General features: G+C 52.5%; 20 protein-coding genes and 1 pseudogene. 7 read left to right on the plus strand and 14 right to left on the minus strand.

Annotation, left to right across the window (positions count from 1 at the left end; genetic code table 11):
• Positions 1 to 135: 135 nt before the first annotated feature.
• From GH984_RS02740 to GH984_RS02760, 5 genes are all read right to left on the minus strand, one after another.
• Positions 136 to 1,812, minus strand: coding sequence for a nuclease-related domain-containing DEAD/DEAH box helicase (locus GH984_RS02740; RefSeq protein WP_153718651.1), 1,677 nt, complete (start codon positions 1,810 to 1,812; stop codon positions 136 to 138).
• Positions 1,812 to 3,671, minus strand: coding sequence for a DUF1998 domain-containing protein (drmB, locus tag GH984_RS02745; RefSeq protein ID WP_153718652.1), 1,860 nt, complete (start codon positions 3,669 to 3,671; stop codon positions 1,812 to 1,814). The genes GH984_RS02740 and drmB overlap by 1 nt, the downstream gene beginning before the upstream one ends.
• Positions 3,661 to 6,858: a helicase-related protein gene (locus GH984_RS02750; RefSeq protein ID WP_153718653.1), complete on the minus strand. Its 3,198-nt coding sequence runs from the start codon at positions 6,856 to 6,858 to the stop codon at positions 3,661 to 3,663. The genes drmB and GH984_RS02750 overlap by 11 nt, the downstream gene beginning before the upstream one ends.
• A gap of 5 nt (positions 6,859 to 6,863) precedes the next feature.
• Positions 6,864 to 8,738: a UvrD-helicase domain-containing protein gene (locus GH984_RS02755; protein WP_153718654.1), complete on the minus strand. Its 1,875-nt coding sequence runs from the start codon at positions 8,736 to 8,738 to the stop codon at positions 6,864 to 6,866.
• A gap of 223 nt (positions 8,739 to 8,961) precedes the next feature.
• The gene (locus GH984_RS02760) at positions 8,962 to 9,243 is read right to left on the minus strand and encodes a hypothetical protein (RefSeq protein WP_153718655.1); all 282 of its coding nucleotides are present in this window, start codon (positions 9,241 to 9,243) and stop codon (positions 8,962 to 8,964) included.
• 169 nt (positions 9,244 to 9,412) lie between these two features.
• Here GH984_RS02760 and GH984_RS02765 point away from each other — a divergent pair, with 169 nt between their 5' ends.
• The 5 genes from GH984_RS02765 (at position 9,413) to GH984_RS02785 (ending at position 13,391) form a co-directional block, all read left to right on the plus strand.
• Positions 9,413 to 10,444, plus strand: a complete 1,032-nt coding sequence (locus tag GH984_RS02765) for an ATP-binding protein (protein WP_172973143.1) — start codon at positions 9,413 to 9,415, stop codon at positions 10,442 to 10,444.
• Positions 10,445 to 10,448: 4 nt separating this feature from the next.
• Positions 10,449 to 11,621, plus strand: a complete 1,173-nt coding sequence (locus GH984_RS02770) for a vWA domain-containing protein (protein WP_153718657.1) — start codon at positions 10,449 to 10,451, stop codon at positions 11,619 to 11,621.
• A gap of 45 nt (positions 11,622 to 11,666) precedes the next feature.
• Positions 11,667 to 11,912, plus strand: a complete 246-nt coding sequence (locus GH984_RS02775) for a hypothetical protein (RefSeq protein ID WP_153718658.1) — start codon at positions 11,667 to 11,669, stop codon at positions 11,910 to 11,912.
• A 351-nt stretch (positions 11,913 to 12,263) separates the two neighbouring features.
• Positions 12,264 to 13,076: a hypothetical protein gene (locus GH984_RS02780; RefSeq protein WP_153718659.1), complete on the plus strand. Its 813-nt coding sequence runs from the start codon at positions 12,264 to 12,266 to the stop codon at positions 13,074 to 13,076.
• A 75-nt stretch (positions 13,077 to 13,151) separates the two neighbouring features.
• On the plus strand, positions 13,152 to 13,391 hold the full coding sequence (locus GH984_RS02785) for a hypothetical protein (protein ID WP_153718660.1): 240 nt from the start codon (positions 13,152 to 13,154) through the stop codon (positions 13,389 to 13,391).
• Between the two features lie 187 nt (positions 13,392 to 13,578).
• Here the strand turns inward: GH984_RS02785 and GH984_RS02790 are convergent.
• The 6 genes and pseudogenes from GH984_RS02790 to GH984_RS02815 all read right to left on the minus strand — a co-directional run.
• Positions 13,579 to 13,875: pseudogene (locus tag GH984_RS02790) on the minus strand (integrase core domain-containing protein); the annotation flags it as partial.
• Positions 13,876 to 13,887: 12 nt separating this feature from the next.
• The gene (locus tag GH984_RS02795) at positions 13,888 to 14,307 is read right to left on the minus strand and encodes a hypothetical protein (protein ID WP_153718662.1); all 420 of its coding nucleotides are present in this window, start codon (positions 14,305 to 14,307) and stop codon (positions 13,888 to 13,890) included.
• Positions 14,308 to 14,977: 670 nt separating this feature from the next.
• Positions 14,978 to 15,421, minus strand: a complete 444-nt coding sequence (locus GH984_RS02800; protein WP_153718663.1) for a hypothetical protein — start codon at positions 15,419 to 15,421, stop codon at positions 14,978 to 14,980.
• Positions 15,422 to 15,531: 110 nt separating this feature from the next.
• Positions 15,532 to 17,235, minus strand: a complete 1,704-nt coding sequence (locus tag GH984_RS02805) for a DUF262 domain-containing protein (protein WP_172973145.1) — start codon at positions 17,233 to 17,235, stop codon at positions 15,532 to 15,534.
• 106 nt (positions 17,236 to 17,341) lie between these two features.
• Entirely contained in the window at positions 17,342 to 17,719 is a 378-nt protein-coding gene (locus GH984_RS02810) for a metallophosphoesterase family protein (protein ID WP_153718665.1), read from the minus strand.
• A gap of 134 nt (positions 17,720 to 17,853) precedes the next feature.
• Positions 17,854 to 18,549, minus strand: coding sequence for a HEPN domain-containing protein (locus GH984_RS02815; RefSeq protein ID WP_153718666.1), 696 nt, complete (start codon positions 18,547 to 18,549; stop codon positions 17,854 to 17,856).
• Positions 18,550 to 18,635: 86 nt separating this feature from the next.
• Here GH984_RS02815 and GH984_RS02820 point away from each other — a divergent pair, with 86 nt between their 5' ends.
• Entirely contained in the window at positions 18,636 to 20,720 is a 2,085-nt protein-coding gene (locus tag GH984_RS02820; protein WP_153718667.1) for a DUF2779 domain-containing protein, read from the plus strand.
• Between the two features lie 96 nt (positions 20,721 to 20,816).
• Here the strand turns inward: GH984_RS02820 and GH984_RS02825 are convergent, their stop codons facing one another.
• Entirely contained in the window at positions 20,817 to 21,449 is a 633-nt protein-coding gene (locus GH984_RS02825; protein ID WP_153718668.1) for a hypothetical protein, read from the minus strand.
• A gap of 52 nt (positions 21,450 to 21,501) precedes the next feature.
• On the minus strand, positions 21,502 to 22,434 hold the full coding sequence (locus tag GH984_RS02830) for an LEM-3-like GIY-YIG domain-containing protein (protein WP_153718669.1): 933 nt from the start codon (positions 22,432 to 22,434) through the stop codon (positions 21,502 to 21,504).
• A 291-nt stretch (positions 22,435 to 22,725) separates the two neighbouring features.
• Here GH984_RS02830 and GH984_RS02835 point away from each other — a divergent pair, with 291 nt between their 5' ends.
• The gene (locus GH984_RS02835) at positions 22,726 to 23,967 is read left to right on the plus strand and encodes a F0F1 ATP synthase subunit delta (protein WP_153718670.1); all 1,242 of its coding nucleotides are present in this window, start codon (positions 22,726 to 22,728) and stop codon (positions 23,965 to 23,967) included.
• On the opposite strand, the gene GH984_RS11055 is transcribed toward GH984_RS02835, so the two are convergent.
• Positions 23,937 to 24,986 carry a helix-turn-helix transcriptional regulator gene (locus GH984_RS11055; RefSeq protein WP_153718671.1) on the minus strand — a complete coding sequence of 350 codons (1,050 nt, stop codon included), beginning with the start codon at positions 24,984 to 24,986 and terminating at the stop codon, positions 23,937 to 23,939. The genes GH984_RS02835 and GH984_RS11055 overlap by 31 nt on opposite strands.
• Positions 24,987 to 25,018: the final 32 nt, after the last annotated feature.

The following is a 25,018-nucleotide window of genomic DNA, read 5'->3' on the forward strand; positions in this document are numbered from 1 at the left end:
CCCATATGCGTAACCCCTCTCATGAGTGAATGTTACGCTATCAACTGTCCTAAAAACTGGGTCCGTACCAGTAAACACCTTCACTTCAAGACGATTGCAGCAATTAAAATTTACCGGCTTAAGCAATGCAAAATTTTAAAAGCCTTTTAACAATTCATCAGCAACCGCAGAAGACGACACAACGCATAAATATGCTCGGGCCCTTGAGAAAGCGACGTATGCGAGTTCACGACGACCCATCTCGTCGCCATCCACGACTAACACCACCGCGGACCGTTCTAGCCCCTTGAAGCGACGCACAGTATCAACAACAACATCCTCTAACGTCATAGTGTCAGCATCGGTAAGTGGAATGTTTGTGCCAATGGTTTTTTCTAAGAAGCTTTCTATAACAGCGGGGCTATTAGCAAGTACAGCTATGTCACCGGGCGCCACATCCTCCTTGAAAATAAGCTTTCGAAGCTCTCGGTAAGCAGATTCAATCATCGTGGCGGAATCCTCAGCGCTAACCCAAGATACCTCCAAACCATCCGGCCCATCTGCGAAGATTTCCGGACCTGAGTAATAGGCTGAGGCCGCTTTGTGGATATTTTTGGTATTTCGAAGATTTCTTGAGAGCCGGACAGGAACCAAGCTGAAATCACAAACACGATCTGCGGACCTCTGATAAACACGTTGATTGCTGTCCATAAAAACCCGAATGCGACCATCGGGCACTAAACATGCGTCCAATGCTATCCACCACTCGTCCAAGAAATCCTGACCTTCATCTACGATTACGGTTTCCCATCGCAGACTAGGCTTTTGTTCCATTGCGTCACATAGCGCATTCGGCAAAGAGTTTTCATACAGGCTTACATCATTGATATCAGAGGGTATCGAGATGCCGACTTGATGCGAAGCCCAACCACATAACGTATGAAATCCGGCGACTGATAAATGTTCGATGCCGCTCAATCTTCTTTCAAAGTAATTGGCTAACGGTTTATTAAAACAGGTCAATAGGGTCTTGCGCCCTGCCCTCGCGGATCTCAGAGCTTCTTCCATCGCGACAATTGTCTTGCCAGTGCCTGCACCACCTTGGAGTAAAGCCCGAGGAATATCTTCAATCACCTCGAGAATCTGATACTGCAATGGTTCGAGGACGCGGAATATCGCCTCGGTGTCGGCGAGCTCGGTGCCAATAGAAAAACTCAGTGTGAAAGGACGCGCCAGAAGAGATTCCAATGCACTAATGCCGTCTCGGCCTAGTGGTTCGCAATTATCGGGGCGGCTACCAGCTTTGATACGGCTAGTGACCCATCCTTTTAAGTCACCATGAAACTGGCGTGAGCAGCAAAAGATCTCAGCCGGTCGATCCGCACCCAAAGCCCCAGAAGGCGAACCAGCGCTTGGGAAGATCACCCCGTGAACGGCGTGAATAAAGCGACTTGGCCACTTTTTTGAATTGTTCATCTTTTTGAGGATTTCGTGCTTAGCGCTGCGCGCTTGTGCAACAGGATCCTTAATCTTGTGGACAAACCCGCCGTGATCCGTGCTGCGCCACTGGCCGTCCATCGGGTCGAACGAGATTTCCCTGCCGCCCTTGACTTCGATTGTTAGGATGCCGTGCTCGGGATGAGCGATCAGGAAATCGCATTCACCATCCTTCTCGTTTCCGAGTCTATCGGTGCCCAGCCACGGGCTGGAGTAGAAGACATGGAAGCTGTCGTCGAGCACCTCGGCAAGGCGATCGTAGACGCGAACCTCTGCCTTTCGCCGCGGATCGTCCACGATCGAACGAGGAAGTTTTTTAGGCCAGAGCACTGCCATCAGCTTATCCGAAGCATCTCTTCGAAGTAGCCGAGACCCGAGCCCGTCCCGTCGCCCGTGAGGAGCGCACGGTCGAGGAAGCTGTTGAACGCTTCACACGATGTCTCCGGGGCAAGACAGCAGGCGTGGCACACCGAGTGGGAGTAGCTATTCTCGGCTCCCATCATGTCGGTGATGCAGAGTGGGTCCGAGGAGCACCACTCAATCGCGTCGATTGCCCGTTGGAGGATGCCAGCAATGCGCTCCGCCCTCCCCTGCCGTTCGAGCCCTCCAAGCGTCCCATCCGAGTCGGGAGTCGCGGTATAGATGAGAAGCCCCGCCATCTGCTCCTCGCCAGTACCGGCATAGATCCGCTCCTGGAGAGATGCCGAGGAATAGCCACATTCGAGAGTAAGCTGACGCATGAGAGCGTGCGCAAGGGTGTGGCAGAGCATATATCGCGGGGTGATCGCCTGAGGTCGTTTCGCGTCTTCTCCGTACCGTTCCTTCCAATCGGCCTGATGCCGCGCCTCGCACTCGGAAACGCGCGCCACGACGTCTGGCCGGTTTTCCCAGCTCAACAGGCGCTCCTCATTCAGGGCGAGAAAGATGCCCTCGCCGCGGACCTCGATGGCTGGCAACCATTCAAGAGGCTCCTTGGAGAGACGAGCAACCTCTGGCGAGTCTGGATCGCCTGGTGGGTTGATGCGGGTAAAGCCCTTGATGGCTCGCACCTCTCTCAGTCGTACGACCCTTACCACCCGAAAAATCCACGGGGCGATTTCCGCGGCGACGGCTTCCCTGCGTGTCTCAAAATCGATTTCGAGCGTTCGACTGCGGCTAGGTTCCATAACGAACTGCCGATACTCTGCTGGTCTCAAATCATCGGTCTGTAGCTGTCCATAAGATGTGAGACGAGCGCGAATTGCCTCTGCAAGTTCGGCAGGCGACATTTCAAGTTCGTCTAAGGCGCTTTTGAGCTCTCCCTTTGCGAGAGTACCTATGAAACTCGCCAGCTCGGAATGATCGTCGAGATTTATGAGCGTACTCCACCAGTTCCCCAATGCTTCCTGCAGACTGTCAGACCACGGTGGAATACTCAGCGCGGACTCCGTTACAGCGAAATACAGGTTCGACGCGCCTCTTTGAACGGCATACTGCTCCTTACCGCAGCTCTCATTGCCATCGGCCAGCCATGGTCGGTGGCCGCGACATTTGGGGGCGCGTTCCCAAGTCTTCTTGGAAAAGACGCCATCCATTGATCGGCGTGCACCACACTTCGGGCAGCTGAGGATCAGACCAGCGAGGCCCGGCCTCTCGGACCGCAGGAAAAGCCCCGGATGGCGATCCGTGTTTTCTCGTTTCGCCACTGGGCATTCGGGCTTGTGTCCGACCCACCAGTCCCAAGGAAATTCGTCAACATGCCCATGCTTGCATGCCATGACGAAGCGGACGGGAATGACAAAAACCTTGCTGTCGCCATGTGCCTTTTCGGTGCACGTCGGGCAGTAACGGTAGGCCTTTCCAGGGTCGTTCTTCCATCGGCGCTCCGGCTTGATGATATCGCAGCTGGGGCATTGCAGCCATTTCGGGAAGCGCACGGCAACAAGGCGCCGAGTATCCGGATCGTCATCCTTTCCCCGCTCGAGCGTGACAGGGGGCGTTCTGAATCCCTTGACGCCGAGCTTTTTCTGGAGGCGCGTCTCGCGGATGACCTGCGGGTGCGCCAGTCCCGCCGGAGGAAAGGACCGATCCCATTCCTCGAGCCCTGCAGCGATGCCAGAGACGGCTCCTCCACCCGCCCTGAAGTCCACGACGGAACCTGGACCAAAGGTAGAAACGACTGCGCTTCGCCGCAGCTCCTGCAACTCATTCTTCATCCGTATCGTCCTTTGCCCTCAGTACTGGGGCCATCCTGAATGGGGTTCCGGCTTCGACGGTCCGCATGGAGTTGAGGGTAGGCCAAGCGGCGCCAGCATCGCGGCCGGCAGCTCGACGAGCGGCAGCGCGCTCGGCGCTCTGCAGAAGGGATTTTTCCCCCTTGTAGTCGCTCCAGTAGACCGTCGGCGATCTTGCTCGCCATTTATTAAGGAGGAGCCGTTCGAGTTCATCCCGCACGGCCGTCTCTTCTGGATCGATGCGTTTTGCCCGCTCTACAATGAGGTCGATGAGATCCATTGCCTCGTCTTCCGCCTCGTCTTCCATTCGAGGGGAGTCGAGCATGTCCGGAACCAGATGACGTACTGCCGCCACAAGAGCGGCATGCAGCGCCCTGTCGCGAGCACGCGATGCGAAGGGTGTGACGCTTGTCGCCTCAACGTCCCTGTACAATGTGCGGTGCCAGCTGCAGAACGTCTCGAAATGCGAGCGATCCCTTGCCTTGGCGTTGTTGAGGACCGAAACGACCAAGCCGCTCACGTCACCGCGCCCGACGCGGCTAGTTGACTGGATGTACTCTGCGATCGTCTTTGGTTGCCCGTTGACCAGCATCAGTCCCAGTCGGGAGATGTCGACGCCGACACTCACCATGTTAGTCGCTAGCACCGCATCGACTGCGCCAGGAGCCCCAATCTTGATATCGAGAAGGTCGAGCATCTCGCGGATCTCCTCCTGCGTCCGGCGAGAGGTGAGTTCTTCGACGTTGCTGAGAGGGCGATTCTCTTCGGACCGAGCGTTCGCGTAGAGCGCGATACTATCGGTGACGTCATCCTGCATCAGCACAAGGGCGCCGCCTAGCTCCCGAAGGGAGTTGAAGTAGCCGACAAGTGTCCAGTAGGCGTCCCGACGGACATCATCGCTGAACGCTCCGAAGGCGGTCTGCAGCAAGGAGCCAGCCACTGCCTGAAGGGTGAACTTCGCGGATCGGCCCGCTGTCGTGACCCCGAGATATCGCCGTCCTTTGGCGCTGGGGCGGCGGTCGCGCACCGCAAACCCTGTATCGTCGTAGTCGATCGCCGGCGGCGGAAACTGGAAGGCCTCACGATCGAAAAGCGCTAGAACCTGTTCCGGAGCCCTGCGGATCGTAGCTGTCGAGCCAATGACCTTGGCGCGATGTCCGCGCGCGGCGAACATCAAGTCGAAAGCGGATTCATAAACGCCAGCGATTGTCCCGAGCGGACCCGAAATGAGATGAAGCTCGTCTTGGAGGATCAGGTCAGGAGGGGACCCTTCCGAAACGGCAAACAGGCTGTTGGTTCGCTTTTCACGGACAACCTGAGCGAACTTGTCTGCTGTTCCAATGATCAGCGTCGGACGATTTTCATAGACATCCTCGTCCACGGTATGGACCGGGAGCAGCCCGTACATCGCGCATTCAGGTTTCTCGCAGGAAACCTCCACAGGAGATGTCGGACTTGCTATCGACCAGTTCAGCTTCGACTCGCAGGCAGGGCAACGCGCGAGTTGCTTTGGCGAAGCCACTTCCTGCGAACGCAGCACGATGGAAGCGTAAGCGGCTGTCCGTTTGTTGGGGGTAGCATCGCCACCAACCCACAGGCCTATCGAGAAAGGCTCTCCGCCCTGAAGCGGCAATCCCTCGGGAGCGGCTACCCGACCAGAGCGGATGGCCTCAAGGGCCACGATCATTGCGGCGGAACGCGCAAACTGCTGGGTTGTAAGAAGGCGAAGCGTGTAGCGCATTAGGGCGCAAACGCCGCTGTGGTCATCGGCATTGTCCGAGAGGCGGCGATAGACGGCGATACACGCGATCAGCGCCAGATAAGCCTCGGTCTTGCCGCCACCCGTTGGGAACCAGAGCAGGTCCATGACGCCTCGGTGCTCGTGATCCCGGATCACCGACGACGGAGCGCTCAGAAGCAGAAAGCCCAGCTGGAACGGGCGCCAGCGGAGAGGACCTTGACGGCTCTTCGACTTGTCCCACGAGTGCTGCAGGTGCATGGCGAAGTTTGCCAGCTGGAACGCTCTCCGCAGCCTCGGGTTGGCGCCGAGTTCATCAACCGAGACTCGCATGCGATCCAGGGCCTTGTTGCACTGAATGAGATGCGCCTTGGCAACATGCTTCAATGCAGGGGCAACGTCCCCGGCATCTTCCAACCGCTTCCTCTGCGTCTCAATCCACTCCGCATAGGCGTCGCAGAAGGTGACAAGTCCGTTCCTGAGGGTTGTCGAGTCAGCGGAGGCCAGCGCTTCGGCCAGAAGAGGATCGAATGTCCCAGGCTCACCTCCCAGTTCTGCGAAGTATGGATGCCCATTGGGATCCACCCCCTCGACAATGGCCGAGGGCAGCCATGTCGTCGCGACCCACCGAGCATGGGGCTGTGAGCCTGCCGAAGCCTCTGCCTCTTCCCACTCGGCCGAACATACGTGGCCGACGGCCAACTCCGCGACGTTTCTGTATAGAAGCGCTCCGCTCTCCTCGTCGGTAATCGCGTCCGTTTCGCCGTCAGTCGTCGGCTTTAAAGGAGCTGCGCGCCTAGGAGGCTTCGGGACCAGTAAAGTACCCTCGCAGGGCTCGATGCGTAGCGAGGTCTGAAAAAGAGAGGCCGCCTCGATCTCATTTCGGTCCTGCTCCGGAACCACCGAATTGACCAGAGCGAGGGTCGCCAAGATGGTATCCGCAGCCTTGATGCATCTGACACTGAGGGAAACTTCAGGAAGCCCATCGCAGTGCTCGGCAAGTTGGATCTCGCGCGTCGGCCCGGGCGGCAATTCGAGGGACGAGATTTCGACAGTGTGAGCTCGCCGAACCCACACATCTCCATGATCGCGTTTCTCGGCCCGATAGGTCCCGAAGCTGCATACGACGCGTACCTTCGCAACACCATCTGCGTTTGCGCTGAAGGATATGCCAGCGACTGAGGGCTTCTGGATCGACCCGGTTCGGACCGCATCGCTTTCGCCATCGCTCTCCTCCACACCGCCCGCGCCCGCTGTGCCAAGGCGATCGTCATCCTCCCCTGACATGGCAGTTCGCTGCGGCCACAAGATGCCGGTCAGGTAGACATCGGAAGGCCGAGCCGGGAGTTCCTCGTCTTCGGTCCGAGGACCGACAAGATCCTCTGCGAGCCTGAGCGCAACAATGTCCCTTTCCTCTGATCTGTCCAGCATGAGCGCTATTTCCGGCGAAAGAAGAAGAATGAAGGGAAGGCCGTAATTCTCGGCGCAAGCATGAAGCCAGAGGTGGCCCAAGGTTCGTTGAGCGCCTCTAGGTCACTGTCATCGGGACTCAGCACAATCGTCGCGCTGCCTTGGCCCCGGACATGATTCACGTAGCCTGGAGGCTTGTGGCTGTGCCTCTGCTTCCTTTTCTCGAGTATCTCCCACAGGTCAAATGTCAGATTACGTGAAATGACCCCGACACAGGGACCTCCGTCGCCGACACGGATCCTGTAGCACCAATAGAGTTCGGGATCCGCTTCCAGCTTGTAAGTGGTGACCACATCCGCGGCCTTTGCGAGGAAAGCCTGCCCGGTTTTCGCATCGGCCGCGCTGAACTCGCTGCGGCCGACAAGGCCGCGAGCGGTGATGTCGCCGTCGCGACCGACTTCAACCATCGTGGACTTGCCGTTCCTCGCGGACCGATGAACCCGGCCAGATGCGAGCGTTGACGCTCGAAAAGCGTTGCTCTCGCCAACGATGAGGGAGGTGCGCGCGCGCGTGGCCCCGACGAAAAGGACCCTTGCTTCCTCTGCCTCGTCCTCGACCGTCTCGAATTCTGCGCCGTTCGGAAGCAGAAACACAACGTTGCTGGCCTCACGTCCCTTGCTGGCGTGGATTGTTCCGACGATCGGTCCCTGAAGGCCGTACTCGGGAAGGGTCAGTTCCACCGGAGGACGGGCCTGGCCCAGCCGCTTTCTGAGCTTCTGCATATCGACCGAGCCATCTCTGCGCCCTGCAACGCGCAAGAGGTGCTGCCATGCTTCGGCCGGCCCATAGTGCGGCGCAGTCTTGTTTTCGATCCGCGCAGCCCAGAGACCGAGGAAATGCCGCTCGGCCACGTGAGGCTCGACGAAATCCGAGAAGCAGATTGCAAGCCACGCCGGGAGCGTCGCTCCGTATCCTGACAGGCGCAGCCGATGAGGGAGGTCACAGAACTGCGCCGCCATCAGTACTTCGCCGCGGGTTCTGAAGAGCAGAAGATCGTCGCTTGTGAAGTCGGCGACCTTCATCTGGGTCCACTTCAAGCCCTTACTGTCTGCAAGCTCCCGGATTCTTTCTGCCGTCTCGGCGTGAAAGCCGTCGCGATGCCTATTCTTGTCGAGGACATCCTTCCGCAGATCGGAGAAGATCTTTTTCAGTCCCGGCGACGAAGTGCGGTAAATCTCCTTCAGGATCAACGTCTCGAAGCCCAGAGATCTTTGCGCACGCAGCCTTTCGAGAAGCGCTTCCCCTAGCTTGGCAGCGTCGCCGCTGCGATGTCCGAGGCTGTCGTCCGAAAACCCATAGATGGCCTGTGCCTCGTCAGCGAAGACTGTGACACCGCAATCAGACGGCAACCTCTTCACCAGCTCCTCGATCAGGTCTGCCCGCTGCCCTACGAGGTCCTGTGCCTCGTCGATTACGACATGCTCGACCTGTGACAGTTCATCGGCCACATCGTCATCAAACTTCAGGAGATCGATGACCCGGGCGATGTTCTCCTCATAGGACCCGGTCAGCCTCGCATTCGGGTCGTGCCCGGAGTGGATGGACCATGCGTGAGAATCGATCGTCGCTATCCTGATCGCGAAGGAGGCATCGCCGATGTAGGAATGCAACCGCGCGCGAATTTCTGCTACTGCGGTCCGGGTAAAGCTGATCATCCACGTGTTGCTGGGCTCGACATCCGCCGCACTTGTTAGATACGCAAGCCGCGCGCAAGCAACAGCTGTCTTGCCTGTTCCTGGCCCGGCTTCTACGATAATTCTGGCCTCAGCTACGGTTTCGATTACCTGACGCTGCTCTGCATCCCACTCTGTAACCACTGACGCCTGCTTGACCGCTATCATATCAACATTACTCCAAGATCTAAGAGCTATAACTTTGGCTTTTGCTCGAGCTGGCAAACAGCGCGAGGTAATCGCATATATATCTCTCGTTCAGCTCCTTAACTAGGGTTAAAGGTTAGTAAAAGAACAAAAAGCTGGCGCACCACTCCCTATAATTTCAGTTCGTCGATCATCACCTTGCACAACCATCATGTCTTGAGCCCTAATCTTTATCATTAACCCTTCAAAGCTCTTTTCGACACCCAACAACCCTCTCCCCCAAATAAGCCGCCTCGTTGCTCCCATCCAACACACGCCGCGACGCCGCGGTCACCTCATCATCCAACTCATGGCGCTCGAGGCCTAGATCGGCGGCCAGTTCAGCACCTGCAACGATGTTATATTTGGCAGCTTCAGCGAACTCATCACTCCCAGCCGACACCTGCTCCAACCATCCACACTCAAGGTGCATACGCATCAAAGCAATGCCATCGGAGGATTCCGCCCCTGCGGCTTTACCAGCCATTAGCAGACAGGCTAAACAGATTAAGACAGTCGTTCGTTGCTTCATATCAATCCTTTGAAAGGCCGCTCCCTTTCGAACGCTAAATTGATATTGCCAGATTTTTTCCATGGGCACACATTGGCATCTGCATCCGACGTTATTTGTCGCATCTGCGAATTATTTTTGCGGTATGACAACCGTAAACCTTAAAGAAGCCCGGGAGCTTATCCGCACCTGCGGCACCAGCAATACCTTCATCTTTCAGGGGGAGCCGGGCGCGGGTAAATCGGCCATGCTCCAGACGCTAGCCGAGCAGACAGCGCTTGAGGCGCGCTACATCGACTGCGCGTTACTGGACCTAGGCGATCTGCAAATGCCGCGCGTGGGCGATGCGGTGGAGTTTGTGCCTAATCAGATGTTTGTGGGTAACAAACCCCTCATTGTCATGCTCGATGAGATTGGCAAAGCAATGCGCCCTGTGCAAAACGCGCTGCTCACCCTGTTGCTAGAGCACCGCATTGGTAATCACCCCCTGCCCGCTGGATCGATTGTGTTTGGCACTACCAACATGACCACCGATGGGCTGGGGGATATGCTGCAAGCCCATGCCAAAAACCGCGTCACCTTTTTAACCGTTCGCAAGCCCGATGCCGATGAATGGATTGAGTGGGGCATGGCCAATGGCATTGATGCCACGGTCTTAGCCTGGGTCAGGGAATACCCCCATTGCCTAGATAGCTACATCGACGACCCAGATGGTGCTGAAGACAACCCCTACATTTTTAACCCGCGCGAGCAGCAGACGGCTTTTGTTTCACCTCGCTCACTGGCGCATGCCTCGCATATCATCAAGCAGCGCAAACACTTCTCTGATGAACTGTTAATAGCCGCCTTATCCGGAACCATCGGTGAATCAGCCGCGCGAGATATGGAGGCCTTCCTCTCAGTGGCCGATGCCCTGCCCGCATTTAAAACCATTGTTACCGAGCCAGAGTCAGCAAAGGTACCCAAATCGCCCATTGCCTGCGTCATTCTGGTTCTCAGCGCACTAACACGGGTATCGGCCGAGACCATTGATGCGTGGATGACTTACCTACCCCGCCTGCCCCGCGAGGTGCAGATGATGTTTGCCACTCAGGCCATGCGCGGCAGCAACGCATTGGTATTCGCCCAATCAAAAACCTTCACCCAATGGGCGCGCGAGAACAGCTGGGCCGTCTAATAAGATGACAAAAAGCAAACTGAGCCCTCAGCGCCGACTACAGCGCAGTCATATCGCGCTAATGCGCTCTCCCCGCTTTGCTTTGATCTCAGGGATTATTCTTTTAGGCGATAGCCGGGTTGAAGATGGCATCCCCACGGCCTACACCGACGGCCGCAATAAGGTCTATGGCCGGCAATTCCTGAACACGTTAACCGACAAGCAGCTCAATTTTGTGGTGGCGCATGAAAATTTTCATGTGCTCTACAAGCACATGACCACCTGGCAAGGGCTGTGGAGACAGAATCCAAGGCTTGCCAACATGGCCTGTGACTATGTCATCAACCAGCAAATCCTTGATCTCGACCCCGAAGGTAAGGAAATCGAGCTGCCTGACCTACCGCTTTGTATTGAGGAGCAATACCGCGGCTGGAATGCCGGTCAGGTTTATGAAGATTTAAGGCAGCAGCAAGAAGAGTCCGGTGCAGACGAGCAGTTCGACGACCAAGGGAGTTTCGACGAGCATGGTTTTGTAGATGCCCGATCGATGAGTGAACAGGCGAGAAAAGCGCTTCACCAAGCCATCGACCGGGCAGCACGTCAGGGCGACGGCTTGGCCACTCGACTCAATGGCACAAGGAGCCGCGATATTGGTGCGATCATAGAGTCTCAAGTTGATTGGCGCTCGCAATTGCAGGATTTTGTGCAATCCGTTTGCGCAGGCCGCACCAGCACCTCCTGGCGCAGGCCCAACCGGCGCTGGCTGGCCAGTGATATTTATATGCCAACGCCCTTCTCTGAGATCATTGGGCCGATGGTCATTGGCGTTGATACCTCTGGCTCAATCGATGCAAGTCTGCTGAATCGGTTTTTATCGGAGATCGTGCATATCACCCAAACTATGCCGCCTGAGCGCGTCCATCTGCTGTATTGGGATACCCAGATTACCCGCGAGGAGGTTTACATATCCGGGGAATATGAGGCTTTGGCCTGCTCAACCAAGCCTGTGGGAGGCGGCGGTACCGATGCCGCCTGTGTAAAGCACTTTGTCGATGCTATGAATACCAAGCCAGAGCTGGTCTTGATGCTAACTGACGGCTACCTATGCGGTGCATGGCCCTGTTTCAACGAACCGGCACTATGGCTATCAAGCAGTGACGAGAAGTCTCCCTATGGCAAGACCATTCACATTGAGTAGGTTCCTAATTAGGAAGGTAACAGTCACATGGAGGTTTTCCATCCCATGCTAAGGGTATTCAGAGAACCGGATGGCACCTGGTCATCCGATCGCTACGGGATGGGCGTCACACCCCGTTGGCGCGATGGCCCCAAACGCGCGGATTCAATTGAGGAGTTTGAGGACGAGGTGGCTGACCGCCTCGCCATCCTGCTACTCGTTGACCCCGGCGTAAGCCTTGATAACGTGGGCCGACGCATCAACAACGATATCTTTTGGCTTTTTTATGAAGTAGAGGCCGAGGCGGATTAGTTGTGTAGGCCGCGCTGGGGGCGGTTCACTAGCGGCTGCTCTCTTGCCATTGCTGATATTCCTTTTCTGAAAGGAAATCCCGGGCTAAGACTCGACGGATGTAGGCAGAAAGACTCTCGCCCGCTGCCTCAGCAAGATCCTCTAGGTTCTGTTTGAGAAGTAACGGGATTTCGACGCAAGCAACCGCGCTGGCAGCCAGAGCTTGATCACTGCATCGTTGATAGAAAAGCGCGCAAAGACATCCCCATCAAAACGCGTCCCTCTTTTGGCATGTGGCCACATAGCTTTTACCCATCCTTGACCGCTATTGCTTTGGCAGTGTACTAAAAGAAGGCTGTTCAAGGAGCGATCATGCCAACAAAAAGCCACCATAAACTGCTTTTAAGCCTGTGGTTTAGCGCGTCATTATTTTCGACAACGCTAAGCGCGCAGCCCAGCGAGGAAGATCTTGCGCCTCATATTGTTGACTACTTCCAAAGTGATGATGCGCAGCGCGAGATTGTCCAGAACCTCGACATTCCAGCGGATCGGGAAGACATATACCGTGATCACCTTCAGAAGCTATTCAGCGAAGAGGGCCTGATTGATGAGATTGCGCTCAATACCGCCGGCATCCTCGCCTCGGCGCCCAACACCAAGTTAGAGACGCTGCAGCCAAGTTTTGCCGAAGTGGGATTTGCGATTGCTGAGAATGCAGTATCTGAAGGATTACAGCGCCTACCCCCTGCCGAGGCACGTTTACTGGTGGCCCATGATCTTGTTGCTACAAACGAACTGCCGCCGCGGCTTTGCATGGCCGCGATCAACAATGAGCTTTCCGCAGCCGAGCAAACCGCATTGAGCATTGATTATCAAAACCTGCTCCCACGCCAGACGCTGCGCGAGTACCTCACACTCACCCGAAGGGCCATGCAGGCGCATTACCGTGGATCCCCCATGCCGCGCAGTATCTCGCCCAGCCAGCAGAAAATCGCCAACGAGGCTTTTTACCAACGCCTATTCGAACACCCCCATTACGAGCTGCTCAGTAAAGTCCTGGCCAATCCCGATCAATACTCAGACGCTGAAAACTGCTGGGCCAATATTGAGACAGGCTGGATCGTGTTAGAAACGCCCGGCGTGATTGGCGATTGGCTCATCATTTCGTTGATTGGTAGCTTATGAATGGGGGTGTGGTAACGCGATATGTCGGCACAGAAGCACTGCTAAAACACTCAAACCGGCAAGTGGGAGAAAACAATGACCGACGAAGGAATTCTCCTGATAGTTGGCGCCCTGCTTTTCATTTTTATCGCCCTTCCGATCGCGCTTTGGCTGATCACACGCACGTTGTTTGGTGCGGCTTTTTTATTTGCCTACGCCGGTGAGCAAGGGTTTATCGGATTCGCGGTTTATATCGCTTGTTGGGTTTTTATGTTTCCGGTCATGTTAATCGTGTCGTTAATCGTTGGCATTTTAAACAATTCTAAAAACGCGTAGTGGAACGGACATCGATCCGCCCGGAGGCTTGATCTTACTCGGTGACGGCGGCGTCTCATGAATAATCTCACATGCCGATGACTGTTTAATCTAGTTGTGCCCAAATGGGAACTCCACTTCGTCGTTCATAATGCCCTCCTGTCATGGTATTCCCCCCATTTATAACCGGGGCGATAAGTAGAGCTCATCAGGCGGCCATGGCTACCTTCTGTTTAGGGGTTATGCCGCCAATCAAAAAATTAGGTCGTTCATTGCTGTAAGTCCATAGCCAGTCATAACGGACCGTTCGGTTGTAGCCCTCAAAGTAGGCATTCTGCTGAGGCTTCGCTCGCCACTCGATGAGCTGCTCACGAGAGCCGATGAGTCGATCAGCCGGCGGCGAGAAGTCCGCATCCATGATCAGCCCTTCATAGTTGGAGTCATCGATGACGTTTAATAGTCGGTAGGGCCGTCCATCCAATAGCTGCTCGTACATAAAGTCCACTTATCACCTCGATCATTTTTCGGTGGAATTACCCTCCTCCGTACGACCGTGCAGAATCTCCTCTTCAATCCGTTCGATCGTTCCATCAATCCGCTCCAATCTCTGAGCTAACCTATCTGCAATCTGGCTGAGCGCGTGATGCCCGGAAAGGGAGGACGCGAGAACAAAATTCTGAAGTGCCACCTCGTCGACAATGCGATATGGAATATCCCTCTCCTGGTTTTCCAATTGGACACGCTCAATCCATCCGCGATGCCTCATTTCCCGCAGGTGCGGTTGACATTGCGCATTCAACTGCCCCGCAGCGGCAGTAAACCGGCTAGTGGCTTGAAGCTGAGCTCGGACCCTGCTGGACTTGAAATATCGGTATTCTGGATCGCCATGGACTTTAAGTATGGCGTCTGCGACGTCAACTAAAGTTGGCCGTGTCATCGTCTAATCCCCTTGTCTCCGTATCTGACTGCCGGTCCATTCAGAATGGTATGCACACGTTTCAATCTCAGCAAATCATAAATTCTTTTGTACCTAAGAAGACCATAAACTTCATATCTTAACCATGTCCCGCGACAATCATTGTCGTGCCACTGACTTAATCTGGAATGAAAAAAAGGTATAGGCAAGGGCAAGCGTGAACAAACCAAAACACTTCACACTCGAATCACTAGAAAAAGCCGAGAGACGTCTGGCGCGCCTCATGCGACTCGCCGAGCTGAACGCACCACAGATGGTGCTAGAAGAAGAATAGCTGTGGTTCCAGATCGACGCGGACCGGGCCGACAAGCTGACCCATGGCCTGCCAGCGCCGTACTCCGTAGAGCAACAAGCAAAGCTTGCTTGGCTAGAGCAGGTAGAGCAGGACAACGAGCAAGCCCGCCTAAATAACCGTCAAAGAGCGGCACGATGTCGTCCTACGTTTATCTTTTGCTTGAACCCGAGACCAAGCGCCCGTTCTTTGCTCGCACCGATAGGTGGATCGAGCTACCCTTTACAAGCAGTTGTTTGGGTGTATCGACACTGACTATAGCCGAACCCGCCGCCATTCTGCCTTCAGATACATCAGCCCAGATGCATTCGAGGCTCAGGTTGCGGTGTAATCAGCTGTTCACTTTTTTTGGGCAAGGTCACTATAGATATAACCGGGCTCGTAGGCTTTAAACGGCTTCGCTTTGACCGCATCGCACGGTTCGGCCGGGCGAAGATCCGCCAGCCGGGAGACGCCATTGCACCGCAGGCAGCGATCCAGCGCCGAGCGCGAGAGATCGGAGTGGATGAACCCACGCACCACCGTCAGCAGGTCATCGAGCGGCAGCAGCAGTGTGCGGCGCAGCTCGATGACGATGGCCTCCTGAGCGGAGCTGAGTGTTGCCAGCAGGTTTTTCCGCGTGTGCGAGTCATCGTGGATCGTCTCGCTATTGCGCCAGTGGAGTACCGTCGACACCGAAACGCCGAGCTCCTCGGCCAGCGCCCGGATGCTCTTTTCGGAGGACTGAATGTGCGCTCTCGTTTTGGGTATCGTTGTCGCGTTCGCGTGAAACCGGATATTCAACGTCGGGCCTCCTCGAGCAAAGTGTTCAGCAATTCGCGTGCACACCACAAACAATAGCTCTCCGGGAACATGGAATCATCCGAGACGTGACAGCTATGCGAACCTAAACATTATTCAACATTCAGAATTTGGCACAATTTATCGACAATCGCATCGCGGCGTGCATTCCACAACCGGGTTGGGTCATCCCAGATATTGATAACATTCGCTGCCTGATCATTCTCGGGCAGTATGTTGTGCCTTCTCCAGTCCGACGAAAACGTGTCATTGTGGTAAAGGACTGCTGGCGTTTGGTTAGTCTTTTTCGTATTTTCAGGCGCAGTCAAAAGCTGTAGATTCCAAACCTTATGGATATCGTTTGGGTGCTGATCAGCATACGGTTTCCGTGGGAAAATGTGATCGATTTCATACCCGACAACATTCGCTGATTGGATGTTATCCTTTAACAACATAAGCAACTGCCTGACTTGCAAAGCCCCCCCTTGATAGGTTAAACCTTCGACGAAACTGGTTAGACCACCCCTCGTCTGAAAATCGAATCTATGGTGATTCTCCAACACGCCAAAAAGCTCACGTTGTGGAAAATAGTCTGCTCTCCCATACTGATCAATAACCCTGAGAGCATCACGTATGGTAGTCGTTGACTGACCACCAAAAGTCCTATTCATGAGTACGACAAGTAACCATTGCCTGACTTTTTCTACCTCGGCATTGGCGACGTTATTCTCCATCTCAAACCGAAAATTTTTGCGCGCTTGCATAGCTAGTATTGGAAGCAGAGCATTAATGGCCGATACGCACTTGCTCCTAGTCATCCCCCAGAGACTTAATTGCTCAACCAATGCAACGTATTTATTTTGGAAAATCCCCCAATAATCACGTAGGTTGTTAATAACTTCAGGGGTCAAATCACTCCATCTGTAACCTGGGGGAAGGCCATCTTCTGAACTCTGGACAAAAACATTAAGGTAGTTTTTTGTTGTCATCGGATTGTTACCCTGAAATCTTTGATTTATTTGCTTGAAGCTTTCAGGTAATTGACGTCTTAGCGGAATATCTGCCCATGCCACCTGAAGTGTTGCCATTAACAAGTCCGTTTTCTCTAATTCCTTACCTGTGCTATTTGCCAACTGAAATGCGTTAAGGGCATCCTGAAGATCTCTAGCATGATAAACTCCGTAGCAGAACGCCTCCGTTTCCCAAATACTCGTTCTGAGTCGCCGAATATTCTCCTCAATCATGTCTACAGGTACTGCTTGATTCCGACCAACTATCGAATTAAAGTAATTCGTAAGAAAGTGTTCAAAGCCAGGATCAGTTTGCCAATTCGGAATGTCAGCAAGCCGAATCAGATGATTATCTGGCACATTACCTTGCGGCACAAACAGAAAAGCTCGTCGCGCATTATTACCCATTGCTGTCGGATCGAAGAACAGCTGCATTGGCCCGTTATTATTACTAGTCCATGTACCAAAAACACCCACTGCGAGGGAAGTGAGCCGCTGTTGACCGTCTAGAACAAGGGTAATATCTGTTCCGTCTTGTACATTAGCTTGAACTGGAGGCAATTCTTCTGCTTGATGTGCGTGCACCACATAGACACGTCTAGCACCATCATTATTGGGATTGTGGTAGGTTGTCGGCCAGACTAAACTAGTTCCAATTGGGTAACCCGAATAAATGGAATTAAATAGTGCTAAAATGTCGGGGGTTTTCCATACATACGGCCTCTGCATCACTGGTATGAACCACGTTGGATTCATTGGATGTACTTTGCTTAGCGCGGCGCCAATTGTCGTTATTTCGTAAGGCACGATTTTTATCTCCCTTGACCAAAATTTGATGAAATTAATTGAAGAGGACTTCTGCGATAGCGCAACTGCAAGCGGTACAGGGGCACATGCTGTGAGATTTTGCTGATCACGTCGTAAGCAGCCAAAGTGTGGCCCAACAGAGGTGCAGCACCACATTTTCCGGCACTCCATTTCGCAGGAGCTGGTCCCAGAGGCCGTGAGGGCGATTCCGATCGTGGTTGCTGGGCATCAAATGCCAGGTAACGCTTTCAAATCTCCGCATGCGTTCCAGCGGCTGATTTAGGGAACGGGAGGATATTGCCTCCATGTCGTAGACATCACCGGCAACGAATATATGACCGACATCATGCTCAACCGCTAAATCACCCAACCGCGTTATCGCTGCAAGTCGTGCCTCCTGAAGAAGCCCCATTGTGCCTTTATCAACGAAACGGAATACCTTGCCGATCTGCCAGTCAGATGTATGGAAAAACTTAATCGTCATCGAGACGCTCAATTTCTGCCGACATACCTAATACTCCAACTACCCTAGTGCCGGAAAGTGCAGTCACCAACGTCAAAAAAGTATCATGCCCCCGTGACAAAGAATGTCGCAAAGCCTGTCTACGGTTTCTCAGATTAAGCCGACGCTTCCCCTCCTCGCCCCTGCCTTCGTGCAGGATCTTCTACCACGGGGTAAATGGGCGTTCCCCAGCTCTCCTCGGGATGCTGCATCAGCAACGAGATGATCAAAGGCACCAAACGCCCCATGATATTAGCCCCATCCGTTACCTGCGCTCGGTTCACACTGCTATGCCAAGTAGAACCACCGTGCATAATTTGATTGCGCAGAACGTATAAACGTTGGAAAACAATGGATAACACCGTATAAGAATTACCGTTTGATAGCGCACGGAGTGCTGCCGAACGGGCTCTTTCAAAAGCGCTGTCCCAATCAGCTTGACTGATCTCCCCATTCTGAAAGCGCCAAAACGGCTTAAAGACGTAGGGATTATTTATAAGTACCCGAATGGGGCCTGGGAACTGCTCCCAAATGAGTTTATAGAGCAGCTTCTCCCGATCAACCTCTACAAGGCGCCGCAGAAATTGCTGAAACCGCGATTGCTCGGGCGCCACGGCCAAATCAGCAGGTATCTCATTGGCATAAGCAGCATTAAATGCGATCCAGAGAAAAATTAACTGCGCATCCGGATCTTCTGTTTCTTTTTCAGCACGCTGCAACCAGCTCAGTGCCCGGTGAACACGCAAAGAAAGTGACTGCTCAAAACCATCACGCAGCGCACGATGGCGGGCTTTTAGAGTCTCGTAATCCAAATCTATTTTGAAAACTCCCAGTGCGACATCCTGTGACGTGCTTGTAGGTTATCCTACGAACTGCACTATGGGTATGGGGATAAAACATGACAAATCTTGACATTACGCACAACCAGAAGAAACGTTATCTAACCAAATCCCGATTCAAATTAGCAGTGGAATGCCCGGCTAAGCTTAACTATGTAGTCAATAAAGCTTACGCAAACACCAACGACGATAGCGAGATTCTTGAGAGTCTGGCGCAAGGCGGCCATCAAATTGGCGCTCTGGCACAATGGATTTATGCGCGCAAAGCTCGGGCAGACGACATGGAAGCCATCGAAATCACCGGAGATCAAGAAGAACAAATACGTAAAACTAAAGAACTGCTAAAACGGGACAGGATCGTCTTGTTTGAACCCACACTGGTCGTCCATAACTTTCTGATTCGCGTGGATGTACTTTGCAAACGCGGAAACCAAGTTGACCTTATCGAAGTCAAGTCCAAAAGCTTTGATTCTTTGGAAAAGAATTTCCCCCGAACCAACAATGGCAAAATTCTTTCTGGGTTTCTGCCTTATCTTCAGGATGTGGCGTTTCAGACGTTGGTGGCAAAAAAAGCTTATCCCGCCTGGACTGTTAACCCCTTTTTGATGATGCCCGATAAATCCGTTAAAACATCAACTACGGATCTGCATGCGCTGTTTCCAATACAAACCGGTGCTAACGGCAATGCTAAAAAAGCCACGGTTGCCCTGCCGCCGCTGGATCAGGACATTGACCATGCTTTCCTAAAGACGGTTAATGTAGCTAGCGAAGTCGAAGAGATATTGAATGCCCCCCTAAAATCTAAATCACCGGGAATTAGCGGGGGCTTTGAGGAGTTAAGTAGTCAGTGGGCCATGGAATACGCCAATGGCAGTCCATTGCGGGCGGAGATTTCGGCCACAACTTGTGGAAAATGTGAATTCTATTCCGCACACCCCACCGATCAAAATCGCAGCGGATTTCACGAATGCTGGAGGGGGAAGGAACTCAACGGCTTCGACTCGCGCATAACGCGAGAAGAGACTGTGCTTGGGCTTTATAACGACCGTAAAAAACTCAAAAATACACTCTTGGCGCAGGGTATCTGGCGTTTACAAGACGTTCCGACAGACCTTTTGTTCAAAGCCGACGAAACGCGTGACTGTAGCATTGATGACCCAATCAGCAACGCCCAGCGCCAAAACATGCAAATCACGCAAACGTGGCCCGGTGGCGGTAGTCACTATTTCAATCATTCAGGCTTTAAGGCTCTACAAAAAAAATGGGAATACCCCTACTATTTTTTAGATTTTGAAGGCGCTCGCAGCGCACTACCCATCCGATCGGGTCAAAAACCTAATGCCCTGACCGCTTTTCAGTACTCCCTGCATGTTATGCACGACGATGGTCGCATCGAGCATAAGGACCAATTTCTTGAACTGCGTCAATCAAACGACCCCCACGTGGCGCTACTGCGGCAACTGAAACAAGCCCTTGGCACTAAAGGCACCATATTTCGTTGGGATATTTATGAAAACACTCTCCTCAATGAACTCCGAGAGGAGCTAAGCGAAAGGGATAATCCCCCATCTGATAAAGATGAATTAGTCTCGTTTTGCCAACAAATTACAGAGTCCGAAGAGTTTGGCGTCGGTTCACGTAATATGGTGGATCAATGCAAACTTGCAGCAGATCTGTACTTCCATCCGAGTACGCGGGGCAGCTCTAGCATCAAACCCTTACTGCCGGCCGTGATGTCGGAATCACCCTATTTAAAGCAACGCTACAGTAGAGCGGACTATGGCGGTGATGGTGATATAAGCAGTTTAAACCACTTAAATCAGGCGGTGACTTGGTGGCAGGAAGACCGCGACAAGCCCGGCTCGGTACTCAATCCCTATGACCTTTTAGCTGGCCTAATCAATACAAGCATGAGCTCTGCTGACGATGACTTAATGTCGCCAGGGGATCTTGATAGGAAGGCAAATGCCGAACTTTCTGGCATCAATAACGGCGGCGCCGCCTTGATGATCTACCTGATGATCCAATCTAAGAGCATCCCCAAAACACAGCTTGAACTATACAAAACCAGCATGAAGTACTACTGCGAACTAGATACGCTAGCCATGGCCATGATTATGGAGTCGTGGATAAATGATTATTAGGCCTAGACGACTGATCTCGCTCAACATGAAGTAACCACCGGGTTTGTCTGAAATAAATCGGTTTCGACGCGTGTCAACATGCAAGAAACCAATGGGCTACGGTTCGATTTTTCTCTCCATCCGGCTTGGATCAAAGCGTCCAATCAGCATCAGGCACTTATCAGCAAACCTCATTCGGAGAACTTGAGGTGAGATACTAGAATTTTCTTTGAGATGCTTTGCAATTACTTCTTGCGCGCTTTTCTTACGTAAAAGTGCTTGGTGAAATTCCATAAATAATCTAAAGTATTGCGAATAATCGTGTGGATTGATCCTATGTTCAAAAAGAGACCTTAGCCCTTGCTGCCCAAATTGGTCATAAGGCGGGATACTCTCTGGACATAGAGAGCACACAAACTTTGATGCAAGACTAGTCTGACGATTTATCGTAGCCCCGTTTCTTTTTAACGTTTCTGCTAATTCCTCTACAGCCATAGGCAGATCTTTTACGTCGGTGTTTTTTATCTTTGCACGAGCTATCTGCAGTTGTCGGGCGAGAACTTCTCGATAAGCCACAGGATTAGCCCGCGCCAGCTTCCATTTGGTGAGCCACTCCTTTAGACCCGGCACTGATATGTCAGCACCTGATTGGAGCCAAGCCGCCAAGCGCCCTTCGTCCCCCTTCCACTGGTACTTTGCCTCTTGAGCGGCAAGCTTTAACTCTTGAGGATTTAATTCTATTTGCACCATGCTGTACCCTACTAGTTACACATATTCCATTGGTATTCTTAGGCTAATTAATTCAGACCTCCATCGCTCCTCTTAAGCTTTCTAAAACCTTTAAAAGGGATGGGATATCAGGGATATTACGATATTTTTTATCAGGCTTTAGCCACGAATATTTGCGACCCGCTTTTGCTTTGCCCAACACTAAATCCAGTTTCTCCTGGAGATTCTTCAAAGGTTGTTCATTCTCACTCGGGTCCTTCGTGTAGATGTATTGGATACTGAATTTCAATTTCTTAGTGAATTGAACGTTAAAGTCTATACCACTGATATTGACAATTACAGCAAGGTAGCCATTGGATTCTCCAGGATGAAAATATCGGTCGCCAGGTTCATTAAAATCACGCCATACAAACCCGTTCTCCGTTAAAATCTGCTGAAGTTCGGCGAGTGTGTCATAGGCACTTGCTTCCTCTAAACCCAATATTTTTTGATTTCGGTATTCGTTAGTACGAAGTCCTGTGACTTTTTCCTCATCAACACCTGCTTTTCTTGGGATATTTTCTTGATCCCGTGCATTTTTTACAATCTCTTCAAATTCTTCTTTGGTTCGGATGTAACGGTGGCGACGCCCGCTCGCAATATTGGTTAGAGAACTTTTTCCATATAAAAAATGCAAAAGCGTCGCCTCCACGGCGAAGGCCTCTTGCTCAGTCTCATACCGACCCACAATCACTTCCAGCGGCTTTTTTCCCGCCTCTGCAATATTGCGGACTACAGCCTGTTTGCTCGTCAGCTCAGCCTTGGTCAACTGGTCTTCACTTTCCTGAGCTAGCTGCTTAAGCAATCGGTTTACGTCATTGTAATGGGCGCCAGCCCGCTGCCCAGTACCCTTGCCCACGTAGAACACACGGTTATGGTCTAAAGGATTGAGAAGTAGGTATACATAATAAGGAAGCAATGGCTCCTTACGTGACTCGGTAAACTCATTATTTACTTCATTTTGCATTAAGTGCGCTCCATAAAACTGAGTTAGGGCAATACTGATTTCTCAGCGTTATAGTTTGCCAAAACGTCGCGACATTTTATGTCGTGATTAAATGCGTGACGCGGTTCCCGAACAATCCACCACTCGTATCGCCTAATCCATTTCATAAAATCCCCATCTTTAATCACGACATTCCCTGTCACCCAGCGCTAGTATAATTAAGTTCGTGTCTAAATTGACTTTCCTTTCGTAGGCTACTCAGCCGATCTTGGCCTGAAGAAAAACTCAACGTTTAACAATAAGGTACTATCTATGCCGAAAGCCAGCTTGGCAAAATCCCTGACAACCGAAGAACGCGAAGAATTTGTTGGCAATCAGCAACTGCTGATTAACCCCACCTGGCAACAGGTAAAAAAAGCGCTGACTAAAGCCGAATACCGAACCTGGATCAACCAACTCCCCCCTGATCTGGTGAGAAAAACATTTAAGAAAGTCACCTCTGGTCAAGAAGAGTTGGTCACACTCGGAATTGTCGAGTGCCCAAAAAAATTCATCTACAACTTGAACTCAACAGTATTTCAGGCTGTTCGGCTCTATGACGATGTGGTGGGTGTATACATTGCTCGGCAATCGGCCGCGCCGGGTACTGCCACTGAACCACCCATCCACTCCTTCGAGCGTCAACCAACCCGCTGGTTTGATACGGTCATGAATACGTTTTGGACTGCACTAACTGATGAACAAATGAACCGCATCAGAGAACGCATGATTCTCAGGCTGTTCCCAAACTCGTTTGCTGAGCTTGAAATACTATTTGGCGTTAACCGCCCTGAGTTTATTTCGGAGGCAGCACTCAACATTCGCACGTTAGCTAGGCGCATGCAGGATCAAAATATTGACCAAATGACTTGGGGACAACTCAAGAAGTTTGATCCAGTCACGACTGCGCGTTACCAAAACGCCTTGTTGGCTCTGGCGGAAAACAATGTCATCAGCCGTCAAGCCTTAGAGGACTACTGCGATGCGGGCAAAATTTTCACACTGGCATATGGCCAATGGTCTGGGCTGCAAAGGATTTTCGCTGAAGCCCAATTAGTTTTGGTCATTCGCAGCCCAGCACTTATTGAGCCAACGCTCAATGCGCTGCCCAATCAGGTTACTGAAAAAATGATTTCTGCATGTCGCTATCACCCTTCTGACATGAATACGGTTGGCTGGATACGGCTGCACATCGATCACATTAATAAAATTGTGTTCATCGATGAGGTTCAATCTGATTTCATCGAGATCGCTAGGGAGCATCGAGAAACCGTTCAGCCATTGCTAAATGCTGCAGAACCGTGGGCACGGCATGGTATTTGCACCTGCTTACAATGGGCACGACAAATTGGGTATCGATTAGGCTTCCATACGCGCGCATCGGCAGCGCAGGGCGAGGGGCGCACGCCTAGCGCACGGAAATGGAACACGTACTATGGCCAGCATATCAAGCGCTTTAAATTTACCGAAACTGTGGTGGACGGCTATCCTGGCCCTATTAATGTGCTGGAGTAAATGTCAGCACATTTCTGCATTTCAGCTTGAAAACGCTGGCGCAACTCCAATGGCTCTAAAACCTCAACGTTTGACCCCGCTGCCAGCAGCCAGCGATAAAACGCACCAGTTAGTGGCACTGTTGCCGATACTACTGCATCAAATGAGTCATCAGTTAAGTCTGTGGTAATTTGCTGGTCATCAGATAAAGGACAGTGCCCGAGGATATCAATAATGTACCCACGGGCTTTAAAACTGACTTTGCCCTGTTCTCCTTGACTGAAATCGACAAACCCGGCCCCAATGTGGGCCTGCAGGTCAAATTCCTCAACCTGTATTGCCGGCTTGTTGCTGAGCAAGGCCACGCTGGTCATCCGATGCAGCGGGAAGTGCTTAATTAAATTCCCTTCACCCTGCTTAACCGCAAGCAGGTAGGGAATTGGGCCCCTTTGCACGAATGCCTGCGGATGCAGCTCGCCACCACTCATTTTGCCGCTGCGCTTTCGGTATCGAGCTGTTAGCGGGCACCGACCAAATAGCGCCTGAAGCACCTTATCCAATATCTCCTCAGATAGTGCAACCTCTTTTAACTGCAGATGGTCCGGCACAAAGTCGATAATGCTTTTATTGGCTAATCCCGTGCCGTCAGTATGAGTCAAACGTTGTAATGTGGCTCCCAGTTGTTGATGCCTGGCAGCACGGGTAATTTCTTTTCTTATGCGGTTGAGCTCCGCTTCTGCAATTAGTGAATCCTCAACGATGGGATCAGCAGCCCGGCGATAACGTACATCCTGCTGGCTTCGCTTATCTATAACAATAAAATCCGCATCCTTGAGTGCTTCAAGGTCTCGTAGTAACTTTCGCCGGCCGGCCCCACGCCGGCCTTTGGGATAATCGTCAGGCAAGGCATCTTGTAACTGACCGGCAGTGTGGCAAGATTGCCACGAAGTGGCCGGCTGTTTTAATACATTTAACAGCCGAGTCCGCCGTGCACTCACTTCGTGGTGTTGGCCTAACTCTACTCGAGTGTGATCCGTCACAACGGCCCTCCTCCTGAGGTAGATTTGTTAAA

The organism is Spiribacter salilacus, assembly GCF_009649225.1.
In the GTDB taxonomy this organism is placed as follows: Bacteria; Pseudomonadota; Gammaproteobacteria; order Nitrococcales; family Nitrococcaceae; genus Spiribacter; species Spiribacter salilacus.

Excerpts from the sequence above, each read along its gene's own strand:
- GH984_RS02775 (WP_153718658.1), top strand. The coding sequence starts at position 11,667 with ATGCTAAGGGTATTCAGAGAACCGGATGGCACCTGGTCATCCGATCGC.
- GH984_RS02820 (WP_153718667.1), top strand. The coding sequence starts at position 18,636 with ATGACAAATCTTGACATTACGCACAACCAGAAGAAACGTTATCTAACC.
- GH984_RS02750 (WP_153718653.1), bottom strand. The coding sequence starts at position 6,858 with ATGCTGGACAGATCAGAGGAAAGGGACATTGTTGCGCTCAGGCTCGCA.
- GH984_RS02830 (WP_153718669.1), bottom strand. The coding sequence starts at position 22,434 with ATGCAAAATGAAGTAAATAATGAGTTTACCGAGTCACGTAAGGAGCCA.
- GH984_RS02760 (WP_153718655.1), bottom strand. The coding sequence starts at position 9,243 with ATGGCTGGTAAAGCCGCAGGGGCGGAATCCTCCGATGGCATTGCTTTG.
- GH984_RS02755 (WP_153718654.1), bottom strand. The coding sequence starts at position 8,738 with ATGATAGCGGTCAAGCAGGCGTCAGTGGTTACAGAGTGGGATGCAGAG.
- GH984_RS02770 (WP_153718657.1), top strand. The coding sequence starts at position 10,449 with ATGACAAAAAGCAAACTGAGCCCTCAGCGCCGACTACAGCGCAGTCAT.
- GH984_RS02780 (WP_153718659.1), top strand. The coding sequence starts at position 12,264 with ATGCCAACAAAAAGCCACCATAAACTGCTTTTAAGCCTGTGGTTTAGC.
- GH984_RS02785 (WP_153718660.1), top strand. The coding sequence starts at position 13,152 with ATGACCGACGAAGGAATTCTCCTGATAGTTGGCGCCCTGCTTTTCATT.
- GH984_RS02835 (WP_153718670.1), top strand. The coding sequence starts at position 22,726 with ATGCCGAAAGCCAGCTTGGCAAAATCCCTGACAACCGAAGAACGCGAA.
- GH984_RS02740 (WP_153718651.1), bottom strand. The coding sequence starts at position 1,812 with ATGGCAGTGCTCTGGCCTAAAAAACTTCCTCGTTCGATCGTGGACGAT.
- GH984_RS02795 (WP_153718662.1), bottom strand. The coding sequence starts at position 14,307 with ATGACACGGCCAACTTTAGTTGACGTCGCAGACGCCATACTTAAAGTC.
- GH984_RS02765 (WP_172973143.1), top strand. The coding sequence starts at position 9,413 with ATGACAACCGTAAACCTTAAAGAAGCCCGGGAGCTTATCCGCACCTGC.
- GH984_RS02810 (WP_153718665.1), bottom strand. The coding sequence starts at position 17,719 with ATGACGATTAAGTTTTTCCATACATCTGACTGGCAGATCGGCAAGGTA.
- drmB (WP_153718652.1), bottom strand. The coding sequence starts at position 3,671 with ATGAAGAATGAGTTGCAGGAGCTGCGGCGAAGCGCAGTCGTTTCTACC.
- GH984_RS02825 (WP_153718668.1), bottom strand. The coding sequence starts at position 21,449 with ATGGTGCAAATAGAATTAAATCCTCAAGAGTTAAAGCTTGCCGCTCAA.